This is a genomic window from Trichlorobacter thiogenes (genome assembly GCF_900167465.1).
In the GTDB taxonomy this organism is placed as follows: Bacteria; Desulfobacterota; Desulfuromonadia; order Geobacterales; family Pseudopelobacteraceae; genus Trichlorobacter; species Trichlorobacter thiogenes.
Genome location: NZ_FUWR01000005.1, coordinates 79,359 through 103,449, shown reverse-complemented (window position 1 = coordinate 103,449; position 24,091 = coordinate 79,359). Strand labels below are relative to the sequence as shown.

The following is a 24,091-nucleotide window of genomic DNA, read 5'->3' as shown; positions in this document are numbered from 1 at the left end:
ACCTATGACCAGCCCATTTAAACTGCCCCGCCTGAGTTTGTTCACCCGCCTGCTGCTGGTCAGCGGTTTTGTCATGTTTGTGATTACCTCGCTGTTGGTCTGGTTTCAGGCACTGCATGAACTGGACAGCCTGCGTGAACGGATCAGGGAAGAACTGCATGATCAACTGCGGGATCTCAGTGCTGTTGTTGCCGGTAATGCTGCTTCAGGTGATTATCACAGCATTGAGCAGGTCTTGCGCAGTACGGTAAAACAGGAACGTATCTATCTGATTCGTTGGACCGATCAGTCAGGCAGGGTGCTTGAAGTGGTTGACAATGCTTCAAGGAGGCATGCTCCGGCGTGGTTTGAAAAACTGACTGATATTCATAAACGTCGTGAAAGCACGTTGGTAGAAGCTGGTGGGCGTTCCTACGGCGAATTGGTCCTGGGCTACTCACCCGCTAAAGAACAGGCACTGTTCTGGCGTTTGTTGCAGTTGCAAGGTTTTTTTCTGCTGGTTGGTCTGGCCTCCTTCTGTGGTCTGATGGCGCCTGTTATCAGGCAGGCATTACGGCCACTGCGTAGTCTGCAACAGGCTGCAGAGCGGTTTGGCAATGGTGATTACCGTATCAGGGCAGAGCTTTGCCGCCTGCCGGAGATCGATACCTGTGTCACCGCCTTCAATGAGATGGCTGCTACCATTGAAGATCTGATCCACCAGCGTGATCTGCGGGAGCAACATCTGCAGGATCGTCGTGCCTTTCTGCATACCCTGCTGGATACGATCCCGGCCCTGATCTTCTACAAAGATGTCAACGGCTGCTATCTGGGGTGTAATACCCTGTATGCCGAGCGTTTTATCGGCCTGCCCAGAGAGCAGATTATCGGCCATTCTGATCTGGAACTGATTAAGGATCAGGAACTGGCCGGCTTTATTCGACACAAAGACCGTGAGGCGCTGGAAGCCGGACAGCCGATCAGCTATGAGCTGCCGGTAACCATGCAGGATGGCAGTCAGGTGCAGGTGGAAAGTACCAAGATGGCCTTTCGCGACAGCGCCGGGCAGGTGGTTGGGCTCATCGGTATCAGTCATGACATCACGGCACGTAAACAGGCAGAAACCGAATTGCGCCGCAGTCGTGATGAATGGGAGCGGACCTTTGATGCCATGGCTGATCTGATTTTTATCATTGATGCCAACCACCGCATCATCAGAGTCAATCAGGCTGCTTTGGATGCACTTGGTGTCACCAGGACCCAGGCGGTGCAGGCCCCCTGTTACCTGTGCATGCATGGCAAAGAAGCGCCCCCTGAGTCGTGCCCCCAATCCCAAACCCTGCTTGATCATGACAACCATTGCGTTGAGACGCTGGTGGAGCGGCTGGGGCGGAGCTTCCAGGTAACCACCATTCCGATGTTTGGTGCAGATGGCAGCTACGAGGCCACGGTGCATGTTGCCCATGATATTACCGAGCGGAAGCAGCATGAGGCAGAGCTTGAGCTGGCCCGGGAGGCAGCTGATGCGGCCAACCAGGCCAAAAGCGAGTTTCTGGCCAATATGAGCCATGAGATCCGTACGCCGATGAACGGTGTCATCGGTATGTCCCAACTGCTTCGCTTTACAGAGCTGACCCCGGAGCAATCAGAATATCTGCACAGTATTGAACTGTCTGCCGACAACCTGCTGTCGTTGATCAATGATATCCTTGATCTCTCCAAGATTGAGGCGGGCAAAGTTGAACTGGAATATGCCGACTTTTCCCTGCGCAAGACCATCAACGATATTGTCAGTACCCAGATCTCCCGCATTCACCAGAAGCGGTTGCAGATCAAGGCTGATCTTTCAGCAGCCGTGCCGGATCTGCTGGTGGGTGATCAGTTGCGTATCAAGCAGATTCTGCTGAATCTGTTGAGTAATGCCATCAAGTTCACTGATTTGGGCAGCATTACCATTGGGGCAACGGTTGTTTCAGAGGATGGTGGTCAGCTGGTGCTGCGCCTGAGTGTGAGCGATACCGGCATCGGTATCTCGCCGGAGGCGATGGGGCGGATCTTTGCCCCCTTTACCCAGGCAGACAGTTCCACCACCCGCCGATACGGGGGCACCGGTCTGGGGCTGGCAATCTGTCGTAAGCTGGCAGAGCTGATGGGGGGACGGATCTGGGCTGAGAGCAATGATGGAAGCGGCAGTGTGTTTCATCTGGAATTGCCCTTTGCCGTACCACAACAGCTGATCTGCAGCAATGATGACAGATCAGCTGCAATACCGGTCTGGAGCGGAACACCACTCACACTGCTGGTGGCAGAAGACAATCCGGTTAACGCCCGTTTTATCTCTACCCTGCTGACCAAGATCGGGCATCAGGTCACCACGGTTGAAAACGGCAGGCAGGCGCTTGAACGGTGGCAGCGACAGCGGTTTGATTGTATCCTGATGGATGTGCAGATGCCGATCATGAGCGGTACTGAGGCATTGCAGACAATGCTGGCCATTGATCAGATCGGCGGCGGTCATACGCCGGTTATTGCACTTACGGCCAACGCGCTGCGTGGTGATCGTGAACGCCTACTGGCTGATGGATTTGACGGCTATGTCACCAAGCCGGTTGATATCAGACTGCTCTGCGCTGAAATGCAGCGGGTAACCACAAAGGAAGGGCCATGACAAACACCAGCTTCACCGACCATTTTGCCAAGGTAGCGGCCCACTATGCCAGCCACCGTCCCAGCTATCCGGCAGAGCTGTTTCGCTGGCTGGCTGATCAGGCTCCGGCCCGCAAGCTGGCCTGGGATTGCGCCACCGGTACCGGTCAGGCCGCGGTGGCACTGGCTGATTATTTTGAGCAGGTCTGGGCCACCGATGCCAGTGGGTCACAGATTGAGGCAGCTACCGCCTGCGCCGGGGTGCAGTATCATACCGCACCGGCTGATTGTTCCGGTCTGCCGGATCAGTCGGTTGATCTGGTAACCGTGGCCCAGGCCCTGCACTGGTTTGATCTTGAGCGCTTTTATGCCGAGGTACGACGTGTGCTGAAGCCGGGCGGTCTGCTGGCGGTCTGGACCTATGGTGTCTTTCAGGTTGAAGGGGCTGATACGGTCGGGATCCAGGCGCTGCTGGACCGCTTCTACTACGAAACCGTTGGTGACTGCTGGCCACCGGAACGGCGTCATGTGGAGAACGGCTATGCCGACCTGGCTTTCCCCTTTCAAGAGTTAAAACCACCGGTTTGTGCCATGGCGGTTGACTGGGATCTGGATGACCTGTGCGGCTATCTGCGTAGCTGGTCTGCCACCAGTCGTTATCGTGATCAGCATGGCAGTGACCCGGTGGTAAGCCTGTCAGCAGAGCTTGCTCCCTACTGGGGGCCGGGCTGTCAAAGGGTGGTCTGGCCGCTGTCGATCAAGGCGGGTCGGATCTGATTTTTTCTGTCTTCATTGTAAACCGTTAAACCGGTGGTACACTGATCTGACAATGGTCTTAACCGCACGGGAGCTGCCATGAAGTTCCGTACCCGACTTACCATAACCTTTGCCGTGATTATCCTGCTGATTGTCAGTGTGGAGCTACTGGTCAGCTATCTGGGGGCCACCCGTAATGATCAACAGGTGGCGACCCGCAACCTGCTGGGTACCAGCCATCAGGTCAGCCATACCATAGATCTGCTGCTGCAACAGGCATCCCGTGACCTGGCAATGGTCTCCCGCTCTGCCTTCCTCAATGAACCGGGCCGTAGTATTCCCTCCATTAACCGTCGTCTGTTTGACTTCCGTGAAAGCTCTGCTTCCTTTGGACACCTGACCTTCTGTGGGCCTGACGGCACGGTTCGGGCCGATGCCGATGGTCTGAACCTGGGGCAGCCGATGGATAAAGCGCTTTGGCAGAAGGGGATGGCTGGTCAGAGCGGTTTCCTGATTCAGCCGGGCAGCGGCAGTACAGCGGCCGGGGTGTTGTTTTATGCGCCGGTACGCCGTGAAGCAGGGGAGCAGCCCAAAGGGGTTATCGTTGGCAGGCTGCAGGAAACCCGGTTGAGTGCCTTAAGCGAGTATTTTCAAACCTATCGAATGAGCGGGGCAGATCGTCTGCAGGTTGCGTTGCTGAACCAGGCCGGGCTGGCGCTGTTTACCAGTGGCGGTAATCAGGCGCCGGTTAGCGGACCGTCCGGCAGCGCAGGACAACTGGTGCGTGATAGCGGGTCAGAACTGCAGATTATAACGCCGGTGCAGGGGCTGAGTAGTTCAACAACAGGAATCTGGCATCTGCAGGTGAGTATTCCCAAGGCCCAGATCTATGAGGTGGCCCGTCAACGGCTGAAGCGCAAGCTGGTGGTAAATGGGTTCATGTGTGCGGTCGGCATTGTGATTGTCTCGCTGATGGTGGGCAGGATCAGCCGTCCCCTTGAAGAGATCTCCCGTGCCGTCCGTCGTCGGGGTGAGGGTGATACCACGGCGCTGGAGCAGCTGCCGGTCCGTCGTGATGAGTTTGCCCTGCTGCAGGAAAGTCTGCAGCAGATGTCTGCCCGCCTGCAGGAAAGCATGGAGCGTCTGGCCGCCAGTGAAGAACAGTTCCATGCCCTGTTTGATGCCATGGCTGAAGGGGTGGCATTGCATCGGATCTGTTACGATGCAGAGGGTACTCCTTGCGATTACCGGCTTGAAGAGATCAATCAGCGCTATCGTGATATTCTGGGGCTTTCCCGCGATGAGGTGGTGGGGAAGCTGGCCACAGAGGTCTATCGTATCTCCCATGCCCCCTACCTGCAGGAATATGCCACCGTGGTGGCAACCGGTCAGCCCTGTAGTTTTGAGGCGTATTATGAGCCGCTGCAACTGCACTTGACGGTTTCAGTCTGTCGGATCGGGGCGGAGCGGTTTGCCACCATCTTCAGCGATATTACTGCCAGGATCTGGCAGGAAGACGCCCTGCGCAGCACCATGACGCAACTCAAGCAGGCCAACGAGGCCAAGAGCCGTTTCCTGGCGGTGATGAGCCATGAAATCCGCACCCCGTTAAACGGTATTACCGGCATGGTGCAGCTGTTGCAGGATATGGAGATGCCTCCTCTGCAGCAGGAGTTTCTGGATAATATTGAAACATCAGCAGAAAGTCTGCTGAGCGTGATTAACGATATCCTTGATTTCTCAAAGATCGAAGCTGGCCGGATGGAGCTGGAGGAACTGCCGTTCCAGCCCTGTGGACTCTTGAACGATACCCTGCGGGTGATGCGTCTGCGGGCACAGGCCAAAGGGCTGCAGCTTACCCTTGCCTGCAGCGACAGCCTGCCGGCAGCACTGACCGGTGACCCCCACCGGTTGGCGCAGGTGCTGAGTAATCTGGTGAATAACGCCATCAAGTTTACGGTGGGTGGTGAGGTCGCGGTCCAGGCTTCAGCCAGAGAGGTCAATGAGGAAACGGTGCTGTTTCTGGTTGAGGTCAGGGATTCCGGCATCGGCATGGATGCAGCAACCCAGCAGGCGGTGTTTGAGCCGTTTATCCAGGCCGATAGCTCCACCACCCGCAAGTACGGTGGTACCGGCCTGGGGCTGGCGATCTGCAAGCAGCTGGTTGAGCTGATGAACGGCAGTATCAGTCTGGTCAGCAGTCCGGGCCAGGGTAGCACCTTCAGCTTTTCCGTGCCGCTTAAACGTGCGGAACTTCGGGAGGCTATGCCGGAAGCAGTCCCCATTATTACGCTTGATCAACCGTTAAAGATACTGGTGGCAGAGGACCAGCCGGTGAACCAGCGTTTTGTGGCAGAGATCCTGCGGAAACAGGGGCATACGCCGCTGTTGGCCAATAACGGGCAGGAAGCGGTCGCCCTCTGGCAGGATGAGTCAATTGATCTGGTGCTAATGGATATCCAGATGCCGGTCATGGATGGTCTGAAGGCGTTGGCGGTTATCAGGGCGGCAGAAGACTCGATCAGACGGCATACCCCGATTATCGCCCTGACGGCCCACGCCATTGTGGGGGATCGGGAACGGCTGCTGAACGCCGGTTTTGACGGCTATCTTGCCAAGCCACTGCAGGTCAGCAAACTGTTTGAAGAGATGGCACGGGTGCTGGAACTGATCAGCAAGGAGAAACGCGGATGACAACGGCTGAGCATCGTGCAGAACTTGAACGTCAACTGCTTGAGTCGGAACAGCGCTATCATGCCTTTACCGAGCTGACCTCCGATTTCTGCCATGTCTGCAGTCGTATCGCAAACGGAGCCTATCGCGTGCAGTGGATCGGCGGACAGTTTGAGCGGATTACCGGCTATTCCGAGCAGGAACTGTATGACTTTGGCTGCTGGTTGCCATTGGTCCATCCCGATGATCGGGAGCGGATAGCAGCCGGGCTGTTGAAAATGGCAGATGGTGATGAGGTCCGTACCGAGTTCCGCCTTGTCCGCAAAGATCAACATGTACGCTGGATCCGCGAACACAACAAATGTGTGCAGCACCCCTCTGATCCAGATCAGTTGCTGCTGTATGGCACAGCCCGGGATATTACCGCTGCCCGTGAAGATGCCCTGGCGCTGCAGGCGGCAGAGAACGCCTACCGGACCATCTTTAATGCCACCAATGACGTGATCTTTATCATGGATGCCCAGCAGGGGATGATCATTGACTGTAACAAGCAGGCGCTGGAACTTTTTGGGCGTCCACGGGAGGAGCTGATCGGGGCTAACCCGGCGCAGCTTTCTCCGTCGGATCATTCTGCATTCAGTTTTGAACAGGCCCAGCGTTATATACTGGCAGCATTAGAGGGTGAACCGCAGCTGTTTGAATGGCTTTGTGCGCGCCCTGATGACACGACCTTCTGGGTCGAGGTCAGCCTGCGGGCCGCTGAGATCAACGGCCGACAACGGTTGCTGGCGGTGGTGCGGGATATCAGCGAACGTAAAAGGCTGGATGCCGTGCTGCGAGAAAGCGAACACCGCTTCCGCGCCCTGGTGGAGAATGTGCCCCATCTTCCGGTGCAGGGATATGACAGCCAGCGCCGGGTCATTTTCTGGAACCATGCCAGTGAGCTGTTTTACGGCTACAGTAGCGAAGAGGCGTTGGGCAGACAGCTCGAAGATCTGATCATCCCCTCTTTCATGCGGGAAGCGGTTATTCAAGGGGTGCAACAGTGGATTGATGAGGATATCCCGATCCCTGCCGGAGAGCTGCAGCTGCAGCACAAGTCAGGTCAGTTGCTGGATGTTTTTTCAAGCCACGCCATGCTGCGTAATATCAATGGCGAGCTTGAGATGTACTGTGTTGATCTTGATATTACCCAGAGAAAACTGGCTGCCCTTGAACTGCAGCGGACGCGGGATGCAGCTCAGGCCGCTACGGTTGCCAAGAATGAATTTCTGGCCAATATGAGCCATGAGGTGCGCACCCCCTTGAACGGCATCATGGGCTTGAGTCAGTTGCTACGGACCACCAACCTGACTGAAGAACAGGCCGGTTATATGGATATGCTGGATGGCTCGGCCCGTAATCTGTTGACCTTGATTAACGACATTCTTGATATTTCAAGGATAGAGGCCGGCAGCCTTGCCATTCAACAGACACCGTTCAGCCTGGCCAAGCTACTGCGTGAGGTGGCTGCCCTGTATGAGAAACCTGCAGCAGAAAAAGGGATCGACCTTACGGTGCAGCTGCCGGATGATCTGCCCCCGGCCCTGGTGGGTGACCCCCTGCGTCTGAAACAGGTCTTGATCAACCTGGTGGGGAACGCGATTAAGTTTACCAGCCGTGGCGGGGTCAGCGTTCAGATTCATCGGCTGCATGATTCTTCCCAGGGGAGTCGGCTCCGGTTTGAGGTGTGTGACAGCGGTATCGGTATGGCGCCGGAAACCCTGCAGAAGATATTTAATCCCTTTACCCAGGCTGATGCATCCACCGCCAGGAATCATGGCGGCAGTGGGTTGGGGCTGGCGATCTGCAGACGCCTGTCTGAGTTGATGGGGGGAAGTATCCGTGCTGAAAGCAGCCTGGGACAGGGCAGCTGTTTTATTGTGGAACTGCCTTTTGGGCGCTATGCAGGTGAGCAGGTTGCCGATGATACTCAACCGGCAGTGTCAATCCTGCAGCTTGAGCCGCTTCAGATTCTGCTGGTTGAGGATCAGGAGGTAAACCGTACCTTTGTGCAGCGGCTGCTGGAGCGGCAGGGACATCGGATAACACCGGCGGTCGATGGCCTGATGGCTCTTGATCTGCTGGGACGGGAACAGTATGACCTGATGCTGCTGGATATCCAGATGCCCGGTATGGGTGGTGAAGAGGTGCTGGCTCGTCTGCGTCAGACTGAACAGGCCAGCGGGCTGCATCTGCCGGTTATCGCCCTGACCGCCCATGCCCTGGCAGGGGACAAGGAAAAGTTGCTGAAAAGCGGTTTTGATGGCTATATCAGCAAGCCGGTCCAGATTGACCAGCTGATGGCTGAAATGGCACGAGTCGTTGCGATGAAAGGGACGTTTCATATATGAGTGATAGTGACAACCAAGCGCTGCCAGAGTCTGAACTACTGGATAACAGCGGTGATGAGAGTACAACCGACTGGCAGCCGGTTACCGATCTGCTTCGGCGCGTTCTGGGTATAGATTTTGGCTGTTACCGTTCCGGTACGGTAGGGCGCCGGATTTCGCGCCGGATGGAGATGCTGCAGCTTGATGATCCGGCTGATTATGTCACCCTGTTGTCAGCGGATCAGGAAGAGGTTGAGCTGCTGGGTCGTGATCTGCTGATCGGCGTGACGGAGTTTTTTCGTGATCCCCAGGTCTTTCGGGGGCTTGAAGAACAGCTGCGGGAGCTGTTGCGCGGACGGTCGGCATCCGATGGGTTCCGGGTCTGGTCCGCCGGCTGTGCAACCGGTGAAGAGGCCTATTCACTGGCGGTGCTGCTGCACAGCATTGCCCAGGAGGTTGGGTTTAGCGGTGATCTGAAGGTGTTTGCCACTGATGTCCACAAAGGTGCGCTGGAGATCGCTTCACGGGGGGCCTATTGCGAAGATTTGATTGCAGGGATGCCAACCCCGTTTCTTGAACGTTACTTCCGTGCTGAAGAAGAAGGCTGTTACCGGATAGATCCCCAGATCCGGCGTATGCTGGTCTTTGCCCACCACAACCTGTTGTCTGATCCTCCTTTTACCCGGATTGATCTGGCGGTCTGCCGTAATATGCTGATCTACCTGCAGCCCGATGCCCAGCAACGGGTGTTGACGGCCCTGCAGTTTTCATTGGTGCCTGGCGGCCTGCTGCTGCTGGGTCCCAGCGAAGGGGTCAGTCATCTGCCCAACGCCTTCAGTAGCGTACAGGCCGGGATCAAGCTGTTTCGGAAACAGGCCACCCCCCGTGACAGCATCACCGTGCCGGGTATCCCCTGGATGGCCCGTAATCCCTTAATCGCCTCGCTGCATCAGGGGCCGCGCAATGCCATCGCCCTGGACCGTCACCTGCTGCATGACTATGACCTGATCCTGGAACGGTATGCCCCGCCCGGTATGCTCTTAAACAGCAACCGCCAGGTGCTGCATATCTTTGGCGACCTGACCCGCTATCTGCGCCCTCTGACCGGTCGTTTAAGCGGTGATATTCTGGGCAGCCTGCGTGATGAGCTGCGGCCTGCCCTCTCCACCGCCCTGTTGCGGGCGGAGCAGCAACATGAAAATTCAGTGGTGGACCGGATTCCACTGCTGCAGGATACCGGCTGCAGCTATGTTGATCTCTCGGTCAGCTGCCTGAGGGATGACCGGAGCAATGAGATGCATTTTCATGTCACCCTGGCCCCTTCAGACTGGCAGCCGACCCAGGAATCTGATCGTGTCAGCTGTCACCATGATGCTGCTGATTCAGCTGCCCACCACCGCCTGTCAGACCTTGAGCAGGAGCTGCACTCCACCCGGCATTCCTTGCAGTTAACCATTGAAGAACTGCAGGCCAGTAACGAGAAGCTGGATCTGGCCAATGAAGAGCTGATCTCCTCCAACGAAGAACTACAGAGCACCAACGAAGAACTGAAATCGGTCAACGAAGATCTCTACGCCGTTAATGGTGAGCTGGAACGGCGCAATGAGGAGTTGCTGCGTCTGAATAGCGACCATGACAACCTGCTGGCCAGCACCGAAGTGGGCACTGTTTTTCTGGACCAACAGCTCTGTATCCGCAAGTTTTCCAGTGCCATCAGCGGGTTTATGAAGTTGTTGCCCCAGGATCTGGGACGTCCCATCGATCATATTGCCTATGAACTGAGTTCGCCCCAGGAGTTCAGGCGAAACCTTATTCAGGTGCTTGAGACCGGCCTGCGGATGGAGCAGGAGATTCAGTCCGGCCCTGATCAGTGGGTGCTGCAGCGTATCCTGCCCTACAAGGGTGAAGACGGCACGGTGGATGGTGTGGTGCTGACCTTTACCGATATCAGTGCGGTCAAGCAGGCCCAGGCTGCTGTGGCAGAGATGAACATCCAGCTTGAGCAGAAGGTGCAGGAACGGACCCGGGAGCTGTCGGCCAGCGAAGCCAATATGCGTGCCTTTATTGAAAGTTCTGTTCAGGGATTCTGGCAACTGGGGCCGGACCGGTTAACCATCAAGGTTAATCCGGCTTTGTCTGCCATGCTGGGCTATAGCCCGGAAGAGATGCTGGGTCGTTCTCCGGTTGAGTTTGCCGTTCAGGAATCACGGCCTGCCTTCCTGTACCAGCTGGGTAGGGTTGAAGGGACGCTTCACCGTAACTTTGAGCTGAACCTGCAGCACAAAAACGGCGATCCGGTGCCGGTCATGTTTCATGCCACCACCCTGTTTGATGAAAACGACACGGTCAAATCATCCTTTGCCTTTGTCACCGATCTGTCAGAACAGAAAAAGGTTGAGCAGGAGATCCGGCTGGCCAGGGATGCCGCTGAATCTGCCAACCGGGCCAAGACCCAGTTTCTGGCCAACATCAGCCATGAGGTGCGTACCCCCTTGAACGGTATTATGGGGATGAGCAACCTGCTGCATATGACCCCGCTGGTGGATGAACAGCTGGACTACCTGCGCCATCTGGATGATTCTGCCCAGAGTCTGTTGTCGGTCATCAACGACCTGCTGGATCTGACCCGGATTGAGTCTGGCGGATTTGGCATGGAACAGGCAGACTTTGATCCCGATGAACTGGCCAATGACATCCTGCGGATTCACCAGCCGGTTGCCCAGCGTAAAGGGGTGGGCCTGCAGCTCAAGCTGGCCCCGGACCTGCCTGCCACCATGCGCGGTGTGCCTTCACGCCTGAAGCAGGTCCTGCATAATCTGGTGGGGAACGCGGTCAAGTTTACCGATCAGGGGCAGATTGTGCTGCAGATAGAAGCGCTGTCCCAGCCGGGGCAACCGCTCCATGCCCGCTTTCGTGTGACCGATACCGGCATCGGCATGGAGCCGGATACCCTGAGCCGGATCTTTGCGCCGTTTACCCAGGCAGATGAAACCATCAGCCGCCGCTATGGCGGCACCGGCCTTGGGTTAGCCATCTGTCAGCGCCTGACTGAGCTGATGGGGGGGAGTATTGAGGTTGAAAGCACGCCCGGTGTCGGAAGTTGCTTTACGGTTACCCTGCCGATGAAGGTACCGCTGGGGGCCATCATGCCCCACAATCTGGCTGAAAAGGCACCGGTTCATACGCAGGGACAGTCGTTGCGGGTGCTTCTGGCAGAGGATCAGCCGGTGGGACGGCTCTATGCCACCCGGCTGCTTGAACGTCTCGGACATCGGGTGACCGCAGTGGAAGATGGCAAGGCAGCCCTTGAAGGTTGGGTTAAGGGGGATTTTGATCTGATTTTGATGGATGTGCAGATGCCCGGTATGGATGGTGTTGCAGCCACATCGGCAATCAGGACGCAAGAAAAAGGTGGTGATCGTCATACGCCGATCATCGCCCTGACCGCCCATGCCCTGACCGGCGACCGGGGTAAGTTGCTGGAGCATGGGTTTGACGGCTATGTGGCGAAACCGATTGATGTTGATGAGTTAGTGACGGAGGTGAGCCGTTTGATGCGGCAGGATGGTAGCGGTTTCAGCCAAAAGGAGGAAACGCCATGAAAACAGTTGCGGGGTTGGTGATGCTGCTGATGTTGGCCATGGGACTGCCTGCCCAGGGGGCAGAACAGAAACCGTATATTTTTGCCGTGCTGCCGCAACGGCCGCCGGTGACCATGCATACGACGTGGCGACCGTTTCTGGATCAACTGGAACAGGAGACTGGAGTCAAGTTTAAGTTAAAGCTGTACGAGACCATGAACCAGTTTGAGGCTGAATTTAAACAGGGGGTGCCAGATTTTGCCTTTTCCACCCCCTACCAGCTGATGCTGGTGCATCGCAGTCAGAATTACCGGCCGCTGGTGCGGGGCAGTCACCTTCTTGCCGGTATGTTGATTACCAGAGCTGATTCAGCCATCAAGGTACTGCCAGACCTGGATAACAAGCAGATTGCCTATGTCGGTAGTCGTAACGTCTGCAGTCTGTCATTGCGGCAGATCCTGTCACAACAGAATATCAAGCTGAACATGAAAGAGGTTTTTGTCGGCTCCAGCAGTAATGTCTATAAAATGGTCTTGTTGGGCAAAACCGATGCCGGAACAGTGCTGAACGTTGATTTTGATGCTCAGCCGGAAGATGTGAAGGCGAAATTGCGTGTCTTGATGAAAGCACCCATGATAGCGCCACACCCGATCTCAGCGCACCCCCGGACATCAAGGCAGGTTCAGCAGGCGGTGGCTGATGCGGTGCTGCGGATGGCCGGCAAGCCGGAAACAAATCCCCTGCTTAAGCCGGTACAGTTGGGTAAGCCGGTTGTGGCGGAGTATGATCGTGATTACAAGGCCCTGGAAAAAATGGATTACGAAGCAATGACCAAAGGTATCTAAACAGATGCAACTGCTGCCGCAGCGTTTGTATACCCGCATGTTGCTGGCGATTACCCTGGCCATGGTGATCGGGACTCTGGGGCTGTCCTTCTGGACCGCTGCAAGTCAGTCAAATCAGCTGCTTGCCGCACGTCTTCAGCAGGCAATGCTGTTGTCTGAAAATCTTGCCGAGGGGTGTGCCCATCCCCTGGCCCTTGAGGATTATGCGGCACTGGATCAGTATCTTCGTCATGCCACCGGCCTGCCGGGGTTGCGTAAGGTAGTTGCCACCGATGCCAGAGGAGTGGTGCTGACGGTATTTCAGCGCACCACTGATACCTCTGCAGCAGAGTTGGCTGATGGACCACCTGCGCTGCAGGTGCCTGGTACCGCAACGCAAGCGACGCAGTTGGCCGGTACTACCCTGCTGGTTTGGCAGCCGGTGCAGGCGGGCGGCATGTTGGGGTGGCTACAGATTACCTATAGCCTGGAGGAGATTACTCAATTACAACAGCAGATCTGGCGGCACGGTATTATTCTCAGCTTTGTAGAGAGCTTGATCGGTATCAGTCTGGTGGTCCTGCTGCTGCGACGTCCCCTGCGATCCATCAGCACGCTGTCCGGTTTTGCCCGGGAGCTGCCACAGCATAAAGGTGCAACCGTGCCGGTTGAGAGTAGTGTGACAGAGGTGCAGGACCTGGGGGCATCGCTCAACTATGCCTCGACAGAGCTGTGCCGGATTGAGCAGGAACTGCTGGAGTTGAATCGCACCCTGGAGGCGCGAGTTGAGGAAGAGGTTGCCAAAAGCCGTGAAAAGGATGCCCTGTTGCTGCAGCAGGCCCGCTACCAGACCCTGGGTGAGCTGCTGGTCAATATTGCCCACCACTGGCGACAGCCGCTGAATAACATCGGGGCGCGGGTGCAGGAAAATGCCTGGTTGCTGGCAAATGGTGAACTGGCCCCTGAAAATGCCATGGCCGCTGCAGATCTGGTGATACAGGATCTGAAGCAACTGTCCCGCTCGATTACCGGTTTCCAGTTGCTCTGCAAGCCTGCGGTTCCTGATGAAACGGTCTTGCCCTCAGACGCCGTGAAGCGTTCTATCTCAATGGTGCAGGACAGCTACCAGCAGTCGGGGATCAGTTTTGAGCTGAACCTGATCTCGGAACAGGAACTTCAAGGGGCTCTGCAGGATCTGGTACAGTGCGTATTGAATGTTTTTACGAATGCCCGTGATGCCATTGTGGCCAGTCAGGCTGCTACTGGACGTATTACGGTAACTATTGCCAGGCAAACCCCGGACGTTTTATGTATTGTCGTGGCTGATACGGGTGGCGGTATTCCGCAGCAGCTGCTGGGCTCTCTCTTTGATCCCTACGTCACCAGCAAGTTTCGTACGCAGGGGGTTGGTCTGGGGTTGTTTGTGGTGCGGCAGATTATTGAACAGCGCTTTAATGGCACGGTTACGGCTGAAAACCAGGATGGTGGTGCCGTCATAACCCTTGCCATTCCGCTGAAACAGGGAGAAGTCTGATGGACGCTACTGAAAAACTGAAGCAGTTGACCCTGCTGTATGTGGAAGACGAAGATATTGCCCGTCTCTCCATCGGCAGTTTTCTGCGCCGCTATATGGGAGAGCTGCTGCTGGCTTCAAACGGCAGCGAAGGTCTGCAGCTGTATCAGGAGAAACGGCCTGCCGTGGTGATTACTGATCTTGAGATGCCGGTTATGAACGGGATGGAGATGATCCGTAAAATACGGGAGCTTGATCACAGCATTCCGATTATCATTACCACGGCCTACGATGATGATGCCCACTACTGTCCTGAGGCAGACCTGACCATCCTGAAGCCGATCAGTTTTATGGAACTGCTGCAGGCGGTGAAAGACTGTCTGGCAGCACGGGAGAAAGGGTAGTTGGTAAGAACTGAAACCAACCCCCCTTAGTCCCCCCTTGTCAGGGGGGAATCCTTTAAAATTGCTACGTTGCGCCCCTCCCCTGACAAGGGGAGGCTGGGAGGGGTTTGATGTAAAATAAATTGGTTGTCTGGCTTACTTTACCGCAGTACCGCCTCTGCCATAATCTCTGCAATATCCTTCACCTGCACCTTTTCAGCCTTTAGATCTTTCATACCGTCATCCAGCATGGTCAGACAGTAGGGGCAGGCGGTACAGATCGTATCCGGCTGCTGTTCCAACGCCTCGGCTGCCCGCACCAGGTTGATCCGGTCGCCGGTAAACTCTTCCATCCACATCCGTCCTCCACCGGCACCGCAGCAGAAGCCGTCTTCACGGTTGCGGGGCATCTCCAGCGGCTCTGCACCGGTGGCAAGGGCCAGTGCCTCCCGTGGTTCGTCATAGATGCCGTTGTGGCGGCCCAGGTAGCAGGAATCATGGTAGACCAGTTTGCCCAGATCAGCCTGCTTGGGCAGTTTCAACCGGCCATCCTGCACCAGATACAGCAGCAGCTGGCTGTGGTGGATCACCTCCAGCTCGATACCGTACTGCTTATAGTCATTTTTCAGGGTGGTCAGGCAGTGGGGGCACTGTACGATCACCTTCTTGATCCCCCGCTCTTTGAACAGGGCCACGTTCTCTTTGGCCAGCTTGTCAAAGACATACTCATTGCCCAGCCTGCGCAGGCTGTCTCCGCAGCACTTCTCATCCTTGCCCAGCATGCCCCAGGAAACCCCGGCCTTGTCCAGCAGCAGGGCGGTGGCTACGGTAATCTGCTTGGCACGGGCATCAAAGGAACCGGCACAACCAACATAGAAAAGATACTCGCTCTTGCCCGGCTCATAGGGACGCTCGCCCAGCTGGGTGGCCCACTTGCCCCGCTCAGTGGGGGCGATACCCCAGGGGTTGCTGCGTCCTTCCATGTTTTCAAACAGGTTCAGCAGTTCTTCCGGGAAGCGTGATTCCATCTCCACCAGATGTCTGCGCAGTGGGATCAGCTTGGGCATCTGCTCGATAAAGACCGGGCAGGCCTGCAGACAGGCGCCGCAGGTGGTACAGGACCAGATCGCTTCTTCAGAGATGGAGGCCTCACCTTCGCCGATCAGCGGCGTGGTGGCTGCCTTGCCCTGCTTCAGCTGGGGGCCGTTGGCCATCAGGTTATGCTTTAACTGGGCGATCACCCCCCGCGGGTTCAGCGGCTTGCGGGTCTGGTCTGCCGGGCAGACATTCTGGCAACGGCCACACTCGGTACAGGAAAAAGAATCCAGCAGTTCTTTCCAGGTATAGCCGTCAACCTGACTGATGCCGAAGCTGTTGCCAGCATTAAACTCTTCCCGTTCCGGCAGGGGCGGATGCTCGCGCCGCCGCAGAAAGACGTTGGGGATGGCGGTAATGATATGGAAATGCTTGCTTAACGGCAGCAGGTTCATGAACAACAGCAGCACCAGGGCATGGGTCCACCAGGACAGGTCATGCACCAGTCTGCCCATGCCTGGCGGCACATAGGGGGCAAACAGGCTGGAAACCGGCATGATGTTTTTTGCCATCTCCAGCATTGAACCCTGCATGCGGGAGATCTTGGCGGCATTCACGCCAAAGTTTGCCATCATCAGGGTGGCGATCAGAAACAGGATGAAGAACGCCTCAAAGGTACGGGCCTCAGGATAGGGCGGGGCCACCAGCCTGCGGATGGCAGCCGCAGTCACCGCCAGCAGGGTGATCAGCGAGACCACGTCAATCATCTGCATCAGCGGCATGAAGATGCCGTCCGGCAGCTTGGTGAAGCTGACAGCAGGGAACAGGCCATGCAGAATAAATTCAGTGTTGGCAACCATCAGCACCAGAAAACACCAGAAGATGGCCACATGGATCAGGCCGGACGGCTTGGCCAGGACCCGTTTCTGGGCAAAGGCGTAGCTTAGGGTGTCGCCGATCCGTTGGCCGATGTTGTCAAGGCGGTTGTCAGGCCTGCCCAGTGCGGTGAGCGAGAGTCGTTTCCAGCAGCTCCAGATAAACAGGGCGGTGGCGGCAATAAAAAGTGGTGCGAAGATGGTCTGGGTTGATGTCATTGTTTTTTGCCTCGTGCTTTCAGCTCACGAATTTTTCGCGTCAGGACAGGTACCACCTGGAACAGGTCGCCCACAATGCCGTAATGGGCCACTTCAAAGATCGGTGCATCCTTGTCCCGGTTAATGGCGATAATCAGATCAGCATCCTGCATTCCCACCAGATGCTGAATAGCGCCGGAGATGCCGCAGGCGATGTAGATCTTGGGCCGCACGGTCTTGCCGGTCTGGCCCACCTGCCGGTCATGGCCAAGCCATCCTGCATCCACTGCAGAGCGGGAGGCCCCCACCACGCCGTTCAGCTCTTTGGCCAGCTCTTCCAACATGCCGAAGTTTTCCGGTCCCATCATGCCACGGCCGCCAGAGACAATAAATTCAGCGCCGCCGATATCCACCTTGTGCTTGCTGTCCCCATCACGGATGATCTCCAGTACCTTTGCCAGTACCTGATCTTCCGGGGTGGTAAAGCTGTCTCTGATGATCTGGCCGGTTGCCCCCGGTAACGGTTCCGGCATCTGCATCACATGGGGCCGGACCGTGGACATCTGGGGCCGGTACTTGTCACACATGATGGTGGCCATGATGTTGCCGCCAAAGGCCGGGCGGGTCTGCATCAGGTTGCGTTTGTCATCAATATCCAGGCCGGTGCAGTCAGCGGTCAGGCCGGTGCCGACCCTGGTGGCCACGGCCCCGGCCAGGTCACGGCCCATACCGGTGGCCCCCATCAGGATCACCTCCGGCTTGTGCTGCCCGATCAGGTGGCACATCGCCTCAAGGTAGGATTGGGTGCGGTAATCGGCATAGAGCGGTGCATCCAGCAGATAGGCCTTTTCTGCGCCGTACTTGAATGCCTCATGGCAGAGTGGTTCCACCTTGTGGCCGATCACCACGGCAGACAGGCCGACCCCCAGCTTGGCAGCCAGCTCCTTGCCCTTGCCCAGCAGTTCCCAGGAGACCTTGGCCGCCTCACCATCAGCCTGTTCAATAAAGACCCAGACCCCGCGATACTGGGCCTGCAGTTTGGCAATGGCAGCAGCTTCAGGATCCTCATCTTCAGCCTGTGGTGCTGCCCCTGCTGCGGCAAGCTGATCCAGAATCTTCTGCTCTTCAGGGGTGAAGAACATCTCAATCGCCTGGGCCGGACAGACCTTGACGCACTTAAGGCAGCCGATACACTTTTCAGCATCCACCACCGGCTCGCCGGCCTCATTCATGCTGATGCAGTTGACTGGGCAGGAGCTTTCACAGCGGGCACCGCAGGCGATACACTTGCCGTCCAGCAGGCGGGCGCGTCCACGGGGTTTTTTGATCTTTGGTGTGGTTTCACTCATAGCGGTAGCAGATCCTTTTCCATCAATTTGCCCAGCAGCAGGTCAACGGTCCCCTCCGGGTCAGCGTAGCCGTCCCCCACAATTTCGCCTTTGTCACGTTCTGGTGAGAAGATCTTGGATACCCAGGTGGGTGAGCCTTTCAGGCCGATGGTCTGCGGGTCCAGTTGCAGCACCCCGTTATCCCAGACCTCAACCTCGGCAGTGGCCGCAGCCAGCCGCATCGGCACGGTGGGGTAGCGGGGGCGGTTCAGCTCCCGTACCACCGTCAGCATGGCCGGTAGCGGTGCCTGCACCCGTTCGTGGCGGCCTTCCAGCTTACGGCTGACCACCAGCTTTTTGTTGACCAGGTCCAGTTCTTCCACCTTGTCCACCAGGGTCAACTGCTGGTAGCCCAGCCGAACCGCTATGCCCGGTCCCACCTGGGCGGTATCGCCATCAATGGTCTGCTTGCCGCAGATCACCAGTCCCACCGGCTCCACCTCGGCATTCAGCTTGGCAATGGCAGCGGCCAGCACCTTGCTGGTTGCCAGAGTATCGGCACCGCCAAAGACCCGGTCAGACAGCAGAATGGCACGATCAACACCGGCAGACAGCGCCTTGCGCAGGGTGGCCTCGGCATTGGGCGGCCCCATGGAAAGTACCGCAACCCGGCAACCAAACTGGTCTTTCAGTTGCAGCGCCGCCTCCATGGCATGGGTGTCATAGGGGTTCATGATGAAGGGGATCCCTTCACGCACCAGGGTGTTGGTGACCGGGTCAATCTTGACCTGGGTCGTATCAGGGACTTGTTTGATACAGGCGACAATCAGCATGTTTTCCTCGATATGACTATTTAATGTGCAAAATGCCGGGTTGCGTTTGCTCGTACAGCTGGACTGATGTAAATACTGCATCAAAATAAATCATGCAATACCTAAAGTGCTGATTTTGCTATTAGTGGTGCGGCTCGTTATTTGGCGCATGAGTTACATTCTGCGCCAAAAGTGAGCTGATAAATAACTCTAATTCAACTGTTACGCTGCTATGGCTGCGCGGGTGTCGTCAGTGTAAAATAAAATAGTGCCCATATTGTGTGCTGTGCTGCGAGTTATCTGTATAAAACGTATGCAGCTGAATATTTATTGGGCATATATACTGCATGCTTGATTCGGTTTATACATCCAGAGCCCAAGGTTCTGCATATTAAGGAGGCATTTATGGCCAAGCTGGACGAAAAGATCGAAGGTATCTACAACGACGTACTCAAACGCAACCCAGGTGAAATCGAGTTCCATCAGGCCGTGTTAGAGGTTCTTGAATCCCTCGGGCCGGTCGTGGTCAAGCATCCTGAATATCTTGAGCGTAAAATTATTGAGCGGATCTGTGAGCCGGAGCGTCAGATCATCTTCCGGGTGCCCTGGCAGGATGACAAGGGCCAGGTACATATCAACCGTGGTTTCAGGGTTGAGTTTAACAGCTCTTTGGGACCTTACAAGGGCGGCCTGCGTTTTCACCCTTCGGTCTATCTGGGTATCATCAAGTTCCTCGGTTTTGAGCAGATCTTTAAAAACTCACTGACCGGCCTGCCGATCGGTGGCGGCAAGGGCGGCTCGGACTTTGATCCCAAGGGCAAGTCCGATGACGAAGTGATGCGTTTCTGCCAGAGCTTCATGACCGAACTGTACCGTCACCTGGGCGAGCATACCGACGTACCTGCCGGTGATATCGGCGTGGGCGGCCGTGAAATCGGCTATATGTTTGGCCAGTACAAGCGGATTACCAACCGCTATGAGCCCGGCGTCCTGACCGGTAAAGGTCTGACCTGGGGTGGTTCGCTGGTTCGCACCGAAGCGACCGGCTATGGTGCCACCTACTTCATCAACGAAGCCCTGAAAGTACGCAAAGAGAGCTTTGAAGGCAAGACCTGTCTGGTGTCCGGTTCAGGTAACGTGGCCATCTATACCATTGAAAAGATCCATCAACTGGGTGGCAAATGCGTTGCCTGTTCAGACTCTAACGGTGTGATTTATCATGAAAAAGGCCTGGACCTTGATCTGATCAAGCAACTGAAAGAGGTAGAGCGCCGTCGTATTTCCGACTATGTTAACGCCCACAAAGATGCAAAGTATATTCCAAATGGCAATATCTGGGATATCCCCTGCCAGGTGGCCATGCCCTCTGCAACCCAGAACGAAATAAACGGTAAAGATGCCGCAACCTTAGTGAAGAACGGCTGTATTGCTGTCGGCGAAGGCGCCAATATGCCCACCACGCCGGAAGGGGTAAAGGTGTTTCTGGATGCCAAAATTGCCTACGGACCAGGCAAGGCTGCCAATGCAGGCGGCGTTGCCACCTCGGCGCTGGAGATGCAGCAGAACGCCCAGCGTGATTCCTGGACCTTTGAGGATACCGAGGCCAAGCTGGAAAACATCATGAAAAATATCCATGCCAACTGCTACGAGACCGCAGAAGAGTATGGCGCACCGGGCAACTATGTCCTGGGTGCGAACATTTGTGGATTTATCAAGGTCGCCAATGCTATGGTAGCCCACGGTCTGATCTAACCTGAAACGGCAATCAGCCACAGAGGTCACAGAGAAACACAGAGAACTGCAAGAAAAATCGGATGGTAGTGCCTCATCCAAAAGCAAACAGGTAGTGCGTTGTATTTTTTGTTTTTTCTCTGAGAACTCTGTGACCTCTGTGGCAACTGTTTTTGTTTGTAGTACCTGCGTTCTGTTTGGTATCTAGCCCAGCCCACAGCTGGGCTAGATCTGTATCAGCAGAGATGACAACACGGTTATCACGAGGTTGCTATGGCATCGGTAGTTCAAAAATATGGCGGTTCTGCAGTCACCTCGCCGGAGCAGATCAGGAAGATCGCCCAGCGGATTATTCAGTCGTACAACGACCGCAACGACGTCGTGGTGGTCATCTCGGCCCGGGCAGGTGAAACCAACCGCCTGATTGAGATGGCGCAAGAGATCAGTCCGGCCCAGACCGGCAGCCAGTATGATCTGCTGATCTCTGCCGGTGAACAGGTCTCCATCGGCCTGCTGGCGCTCAGCATCAGCTCGCTGGGCTACAAGGTCAAGACCTACCTGGGCTGGCAGGTGCCGATTATCACCGACTCGCTGCACACCAGGGCCTCCATAGAATATATAGACCCGACAAAAATCAGGGCAGACCTCAACCATGGCGCCATTGTGCTGGTTGCCGGATTCCAGGGGATTGATCGCAGCGGCACCATTACCACCCTGGGACGGGGCGGCGGTGATACCTCTGCCGTGGCCCTGGCCCACGCTCTGGGTGCAGAGGTCTGTGAACTGTACTCCGATGTTGATGGCATCTTTACCGCTGATCCGGCCATCTGCGAAAATGCCCGCAAGATTAAAGAGATCTCCTATGATGAGATGCTGGAGCTGGCCAGCCAGGGGGCGCGGGGTGTCCAGATCCGTGCCATTGAATACGCAAAGAAGCATAACGTGACTATGCATATCCGCTCGGCATTCACTGCTGAAAGCGGCACACTGGTCGTAAAGGAGCATATGCCAATGGAAGGTGTGGTTGTTACCGGGATTGTGGCAGACAAGAATGAGGCGAAGATTGCGGTGCTGGGCGTACCTGATAAACCGGGCAGTGCCGCAAAGATCCTGACCGGCCTGGCTGACAAGGATATCTCCGTTGATATGATTGTCCAGAACGTGGGGCAGGATGGTCTGGCGGATATCACCTTTTCCGTCTCAAAGACCGATCTGGACAAGGCCCACCAGATTACCGCCCAGATCGCCAAAGAGGTTAATGCGCGGGAACTGCTTGCAGACCGCAACATCAGCAAGGTCTCCATTGTCGGCCTGGGGATGAAGAACCACGCCGGTGTGGCAGCCCGGATGTTCACCGCACTGGCCTACAACAATATCAATATTCAGATGATCTCCACCTCGGAAATCAAGGTCTCGGTGGCCATTGAAGAAAAGTACACTGAACTTGCCGTGCGGGTCCTGCATGAGGCGTTTAAGGTGGATCAGTGCAGCGAGTGATGGGGGCTGATGCTTGAAACGGCAGTTACTCACGCGGAGCCGCGGGGCCGCGGAGAAAATCTGATGGTTAGGAGCTTGCAAACGATAACCCTGTTGGAGAAACGGAAACATACGTGAATAATCCTATAAAAAGCATTTGAAACTGGGATGAATAGGATAAACACAGATACATCAAAGAGTTAAAGGCAAAAGACAGTCAGGTTTTATCCGTGTTCATCCTATGTATCTGTGGTTAACTGCCGTTTTATAGATAATAGCTTGATTTTTTCTTCGCGTCTCTGCGTCTCCGCGTGAAATGGTTTTTCTGGGGGTATTGTTTTGTTCTGTCAGCAGGCTGGCCGCAAGTCAGGCTTCCGTGTCCCCAGATCCTGCAGTACCAGCCGCTCCAGCGAGGCATCCAGCATCGGGCGATGGCATTCCACGGTGTCGATTGCTCCATTTTTCTGTAGCGTCAGCAGCCGGCAGCCACCAAAGCAGATCGGCAGGTAGGCGCAGTCCAGGCATTCGTCATTCTTCCAGATATCCAGCCGGTGAGATTCTTGGTAGTCACTCACCCCCTCGGCCAGGGTGCCGACACAGAACTCCGGCCAGCCCATCAGGCTGGGGCATTTGTACAGGCTGCCATCGTAGTTAACCACCAGAGTCTGTTCCAAATCAATCATGCAGATGCCCATCTGCAGTTTGTCCATCGCAAAGCCGCGCCGCAGTATTTCTTCCCGCAGAAACAGGTTCGCCTCAATCAGCCACGGTTCGTTAGGAAGGACACAGGCTGCGGCGTGGGGATCAAACAGGCCGGACTTGGGGTGGATTGGTGAAAACTGCACCGGTCCCAACCGAGACGGATCAATACCAGCCTCCAACAGCAGGTCCAGCATTTCCGGAAAACAACGGTAATTGTCGCGGGTGAAATTGCCACCGGGCTTGATGGTGACCAGATCGTACACCGCTGCAAGATTGTCGATGATGGTCTTGAAACTTCCTTTGCCTGATACAAACGGACGCTGCTGGTCGTGGATCTCCGGCGGTCCGTCCAGAGTAATGATGGCGCTTTTCAGGCCAAGGGGGAGCAACTCTTCCACCATTGCCCGCGTTAACAGGGTGGCATTGGTCACCAGGCTGAATGAAAAGGTTTTGCCTGCGTTTGCAGCCGCTGCCAGCAGCGGGGTGGCAATCTCCTTTAGTCGCGTGGTAGCCATTAATGGTTCGCCGCCATAAAAGCGCAGTTCCACATTGCGGCCCTGATCAAGATGATTCCTGATAAGATAATCAACCAGCACCCTGCCGGTTTCTTCAGTCATCTCCTGGCCGTCCCGGAACGGTTCTTCAAAACAGTAGGGACAGGCCAGATTACAGGCCAGGGTCAGCACCACTGTGGCGGAAAAGAGCGGGGCATGGCTATTGGTATGATCAACAATGGCTGCCATCTCGCTACGCTCGGCATCCAGATCATTGGTCCAGAGCTGGAGCTGCTGCAAGGTGGCGCGTTCTTCATCTGTAAGGGTGTTGTTTGTAATAGCGGTTAACAACTGCTCAGAAACCCTGACCAGAGACCCCTTGCGGGTGGAGTACAGAATTGTAAAGCCAGGACGCTGCGGGTCGGGAAATGAGATGGCGTAACGGGAAAGCGGCATGGTCAGGCTCCTGAAAAAATGAATGGGGAGCAAGCGCCCCCCATTCAAATACAGCTTTTTGTTTTTTGTTACTTGCGGGCGCTGTTGGCACCGCCGGTGCAACAGCCTGCCACTATCTGACACTCTTCCACTCCCTGATTCAGCACTTCAATTTCCATGACGCACCTCCTTTTGAGTGTAATACCATCCAAATAGATGGAATGTAGGGTGTTTACCCTAGACGAATGCCTATAAATTTGCTAGTAAGAATTTGCACT

Annotated in this window: 14 protein-coding genes; 10 read left to right on the top strand and 4 right to left on the bottom strand. The window is 55.9% G+C overall.

The window, feature by feature from the left end; translation table 11 throughout:
- Nucleotides 1-4: 4 nt before the first annotated feature.
- From B5D39_RS06300 to B5D39_RS06265, 8 genes are all read left to right on the top strand, one after another.
- Nucleotides 5-2,647 carry an ATP-binding protein gene (locus tag B5D39_RS06300; RefSeq protein WP_078789567.1) on the top strand — a complete coding sequence of 881 codons (2,643 nt, stop codon included), beginning with the start codon at nucleotides 5-7 and terminating at the stop codon, nucleotides 2,645-2,647.
- Nucleotides 2,644-3,402, top strand: a complete 759-nt coding sequence (locus tag B5D39_RS06295) for a class I SAM-dependent methyltransferase (protein WP_078789565.1) — start codon at nucleotides 2,644-2,646, stop codon at nucleotides 3,400-3,402. Before B5D39_RS06300 ends, B5D39_RS06295 begins: the two co-directional genes overlap by 4 nt.
- A 78-nt stretch (nucleotides 3,403-3,480) precedes the next feature.
- Nucleotides 3,481-6,075, top strand: coding sequence for an ATP-binding protein (locus tag B5D39_RS06290; RefSeq protein WP_078789563.1), 2,595 nt, complete (start codon nucleotides 3,481-3,483; stop codon nucleotides 6,073-6,075).
- Nucleotides 6,072-8,447 (top strand): PAS domain S-box protein, encoded by a 2,376-nt coding sequence (locus B5D39_RS06285; protein ID WP_078789562.1) that lies wholly within the window; start codon nucleotides 6,072-6,074, stop codon nucleotides 8,445-8,447. The genes B5D39_RS06290 and B5D39_RS06285 overlap by 4 nt, the downstream gene beginning before the upstream one ends.
- Entirely contained in the window at nucleotides 8,444-12,028 is a 3,585-nt protein-coding gene (locus B5D39_RS06280) for a CheR family methyltransferase (RefSeq protein ID WP_078789561.1), read from the top strand. Before B5D39_RS06285 ends, B5D39_RS06280 begins: the two co-directional genes overlap by 4 nt.
- Entirely contained in the window at nucleotides 12,025-12,852 is an 828-nt protein-coding gene (locus tag B5D39_RS06275; protein ID WP_078789558.1) for a phosphate/phosphite/phosphonate ABC transporter substrate-binding protein, read from the top strand. Before B5D39_RS06280 ends, B5D39_RS06275 begins: the two co-directional genes overlap by 4 nt.
- Nucleotides 12,853-12,856: 4 nt before the next feature.
- Complete coding sequence (locus B5D39_RS06270; RefSeq protein ID WP_078789557.1) at nucleotides 12,857-14,365, top strand: sensor histidine kinase; 1,509 nt, start codon at nucleotides 12,857-12,859, stop codon at nucleotides 14,363-14,365.
- Nucleotides 14,365-14,748 (top strand): response regulator, encoded by a 384-nt coding sequence (locus B5D39_RS06265; protein WP_078789555.1) that lies wholly within the window; start codon nucleotides 14,365-14,367, stop codon nucleotides 14,746-14,748. Before B5D39_RS06270 ends, B5D39_RS06265 begins: the two co-directional genes overlap by 1 nt.
- A gap of 140 nt (nucleotides 14,749-14,888) precedes the next feature.
- On the opposite strand, the gene B5D39_RS06260 is transcribed toward B5D39_RS06265, so the two are convergent.
- Genes B5D39_RS06260 through B5D39_RS06250 form a run of 3 tightly spaced genes read right to left on the bottom strand, consistent with a single transcriptional unit; the run spans nucleotide 14,889 to nucleotide 18,996 of the window.
- A complete protein-coding gene (locus B5D39_RS06260) occupies nucleotides 14,889-16,856 on the bottom strand; it encodes a (Fe-S)-binding protein (RefSeq protein ID WP_078789553.1) in 1,968 nt (655 codons plus the stop codon).
- Complete coding sequence (locus B5D39_RS06255; RefSeq protein ID WP_078789552.1) at nucleotides 16,853-18,184, bottom strand: electron transfer flavoprotein subunit alpha; 1,332 nt, start codon at nucleotides 18,182-18,184, stop codon at nucleotides 16,853-16,855. The genes B5D39_RS06260 and B5D39_RS06255 overlap by 4 nt, the downstream gene beginning before the upstream one ends.
- Nucleotides 18,181-18,996, bottom strand: a complete 816-nt coding sequence (locus tag B5D39_RS06250; protein ID WP_078789550.1) for an electron transfer flavoprotein subunit beta/FixA family protein — start codon at nucleotides 18,994-18,996, stop codon at nucleotides 18,181-18,183. The genes B5D39_RS06255 and B5D39_RS06250 overlap by 4 nt, the downstream gene beginning before the upstream one ends.
- 384 nt (nucleotides 18,997-19,380) lie before the next feature.
- Between B5D39_RS06250 and gdhA the strand changes: the two genes are divergently transcribed.
- Entirely contained in the window at nucleotides 19,381-20,727 is a 1,347-nt protein-coding gene (gdhA, locus tag B5D39_RS06245; RefSeq protein WP_078789549.1) for an NADP-specific glutamate dehydrogenase, read from the top strand.
- 252 nt (nucleotides 20,728-20,979) lie between these two features.
- Entirely contained in the window at nucleotides 20,980-22,203 is a 1,224-nt protein-coding gene (locus B5D39_RS06240) for an aspartate kinase (protein ID WP_078789547.1), read from the top strand.
- A 326-nt stretch (nucleotides 22,204-22,529) separates the two neighbouring features.
- On the opposite strand, the gene gptM is transcribed toward B5D39_RS06240, so the two are convergent.
- Complete coding sequence (gene gptM, locus B5D39_RS06235; RefSeq protein ID WP_078789546.1) at nucleotides 22,530-23,834, bottom strand: geopeptide radical SAM maturase; 1,305 nt, start codon at nucleotides 23,832-23,834, stop codon at nucleotides 22,530-22,532.
- Between the last annotated feature and the right edge of the window lie 257 nt (nucleotides 23,835-24,091).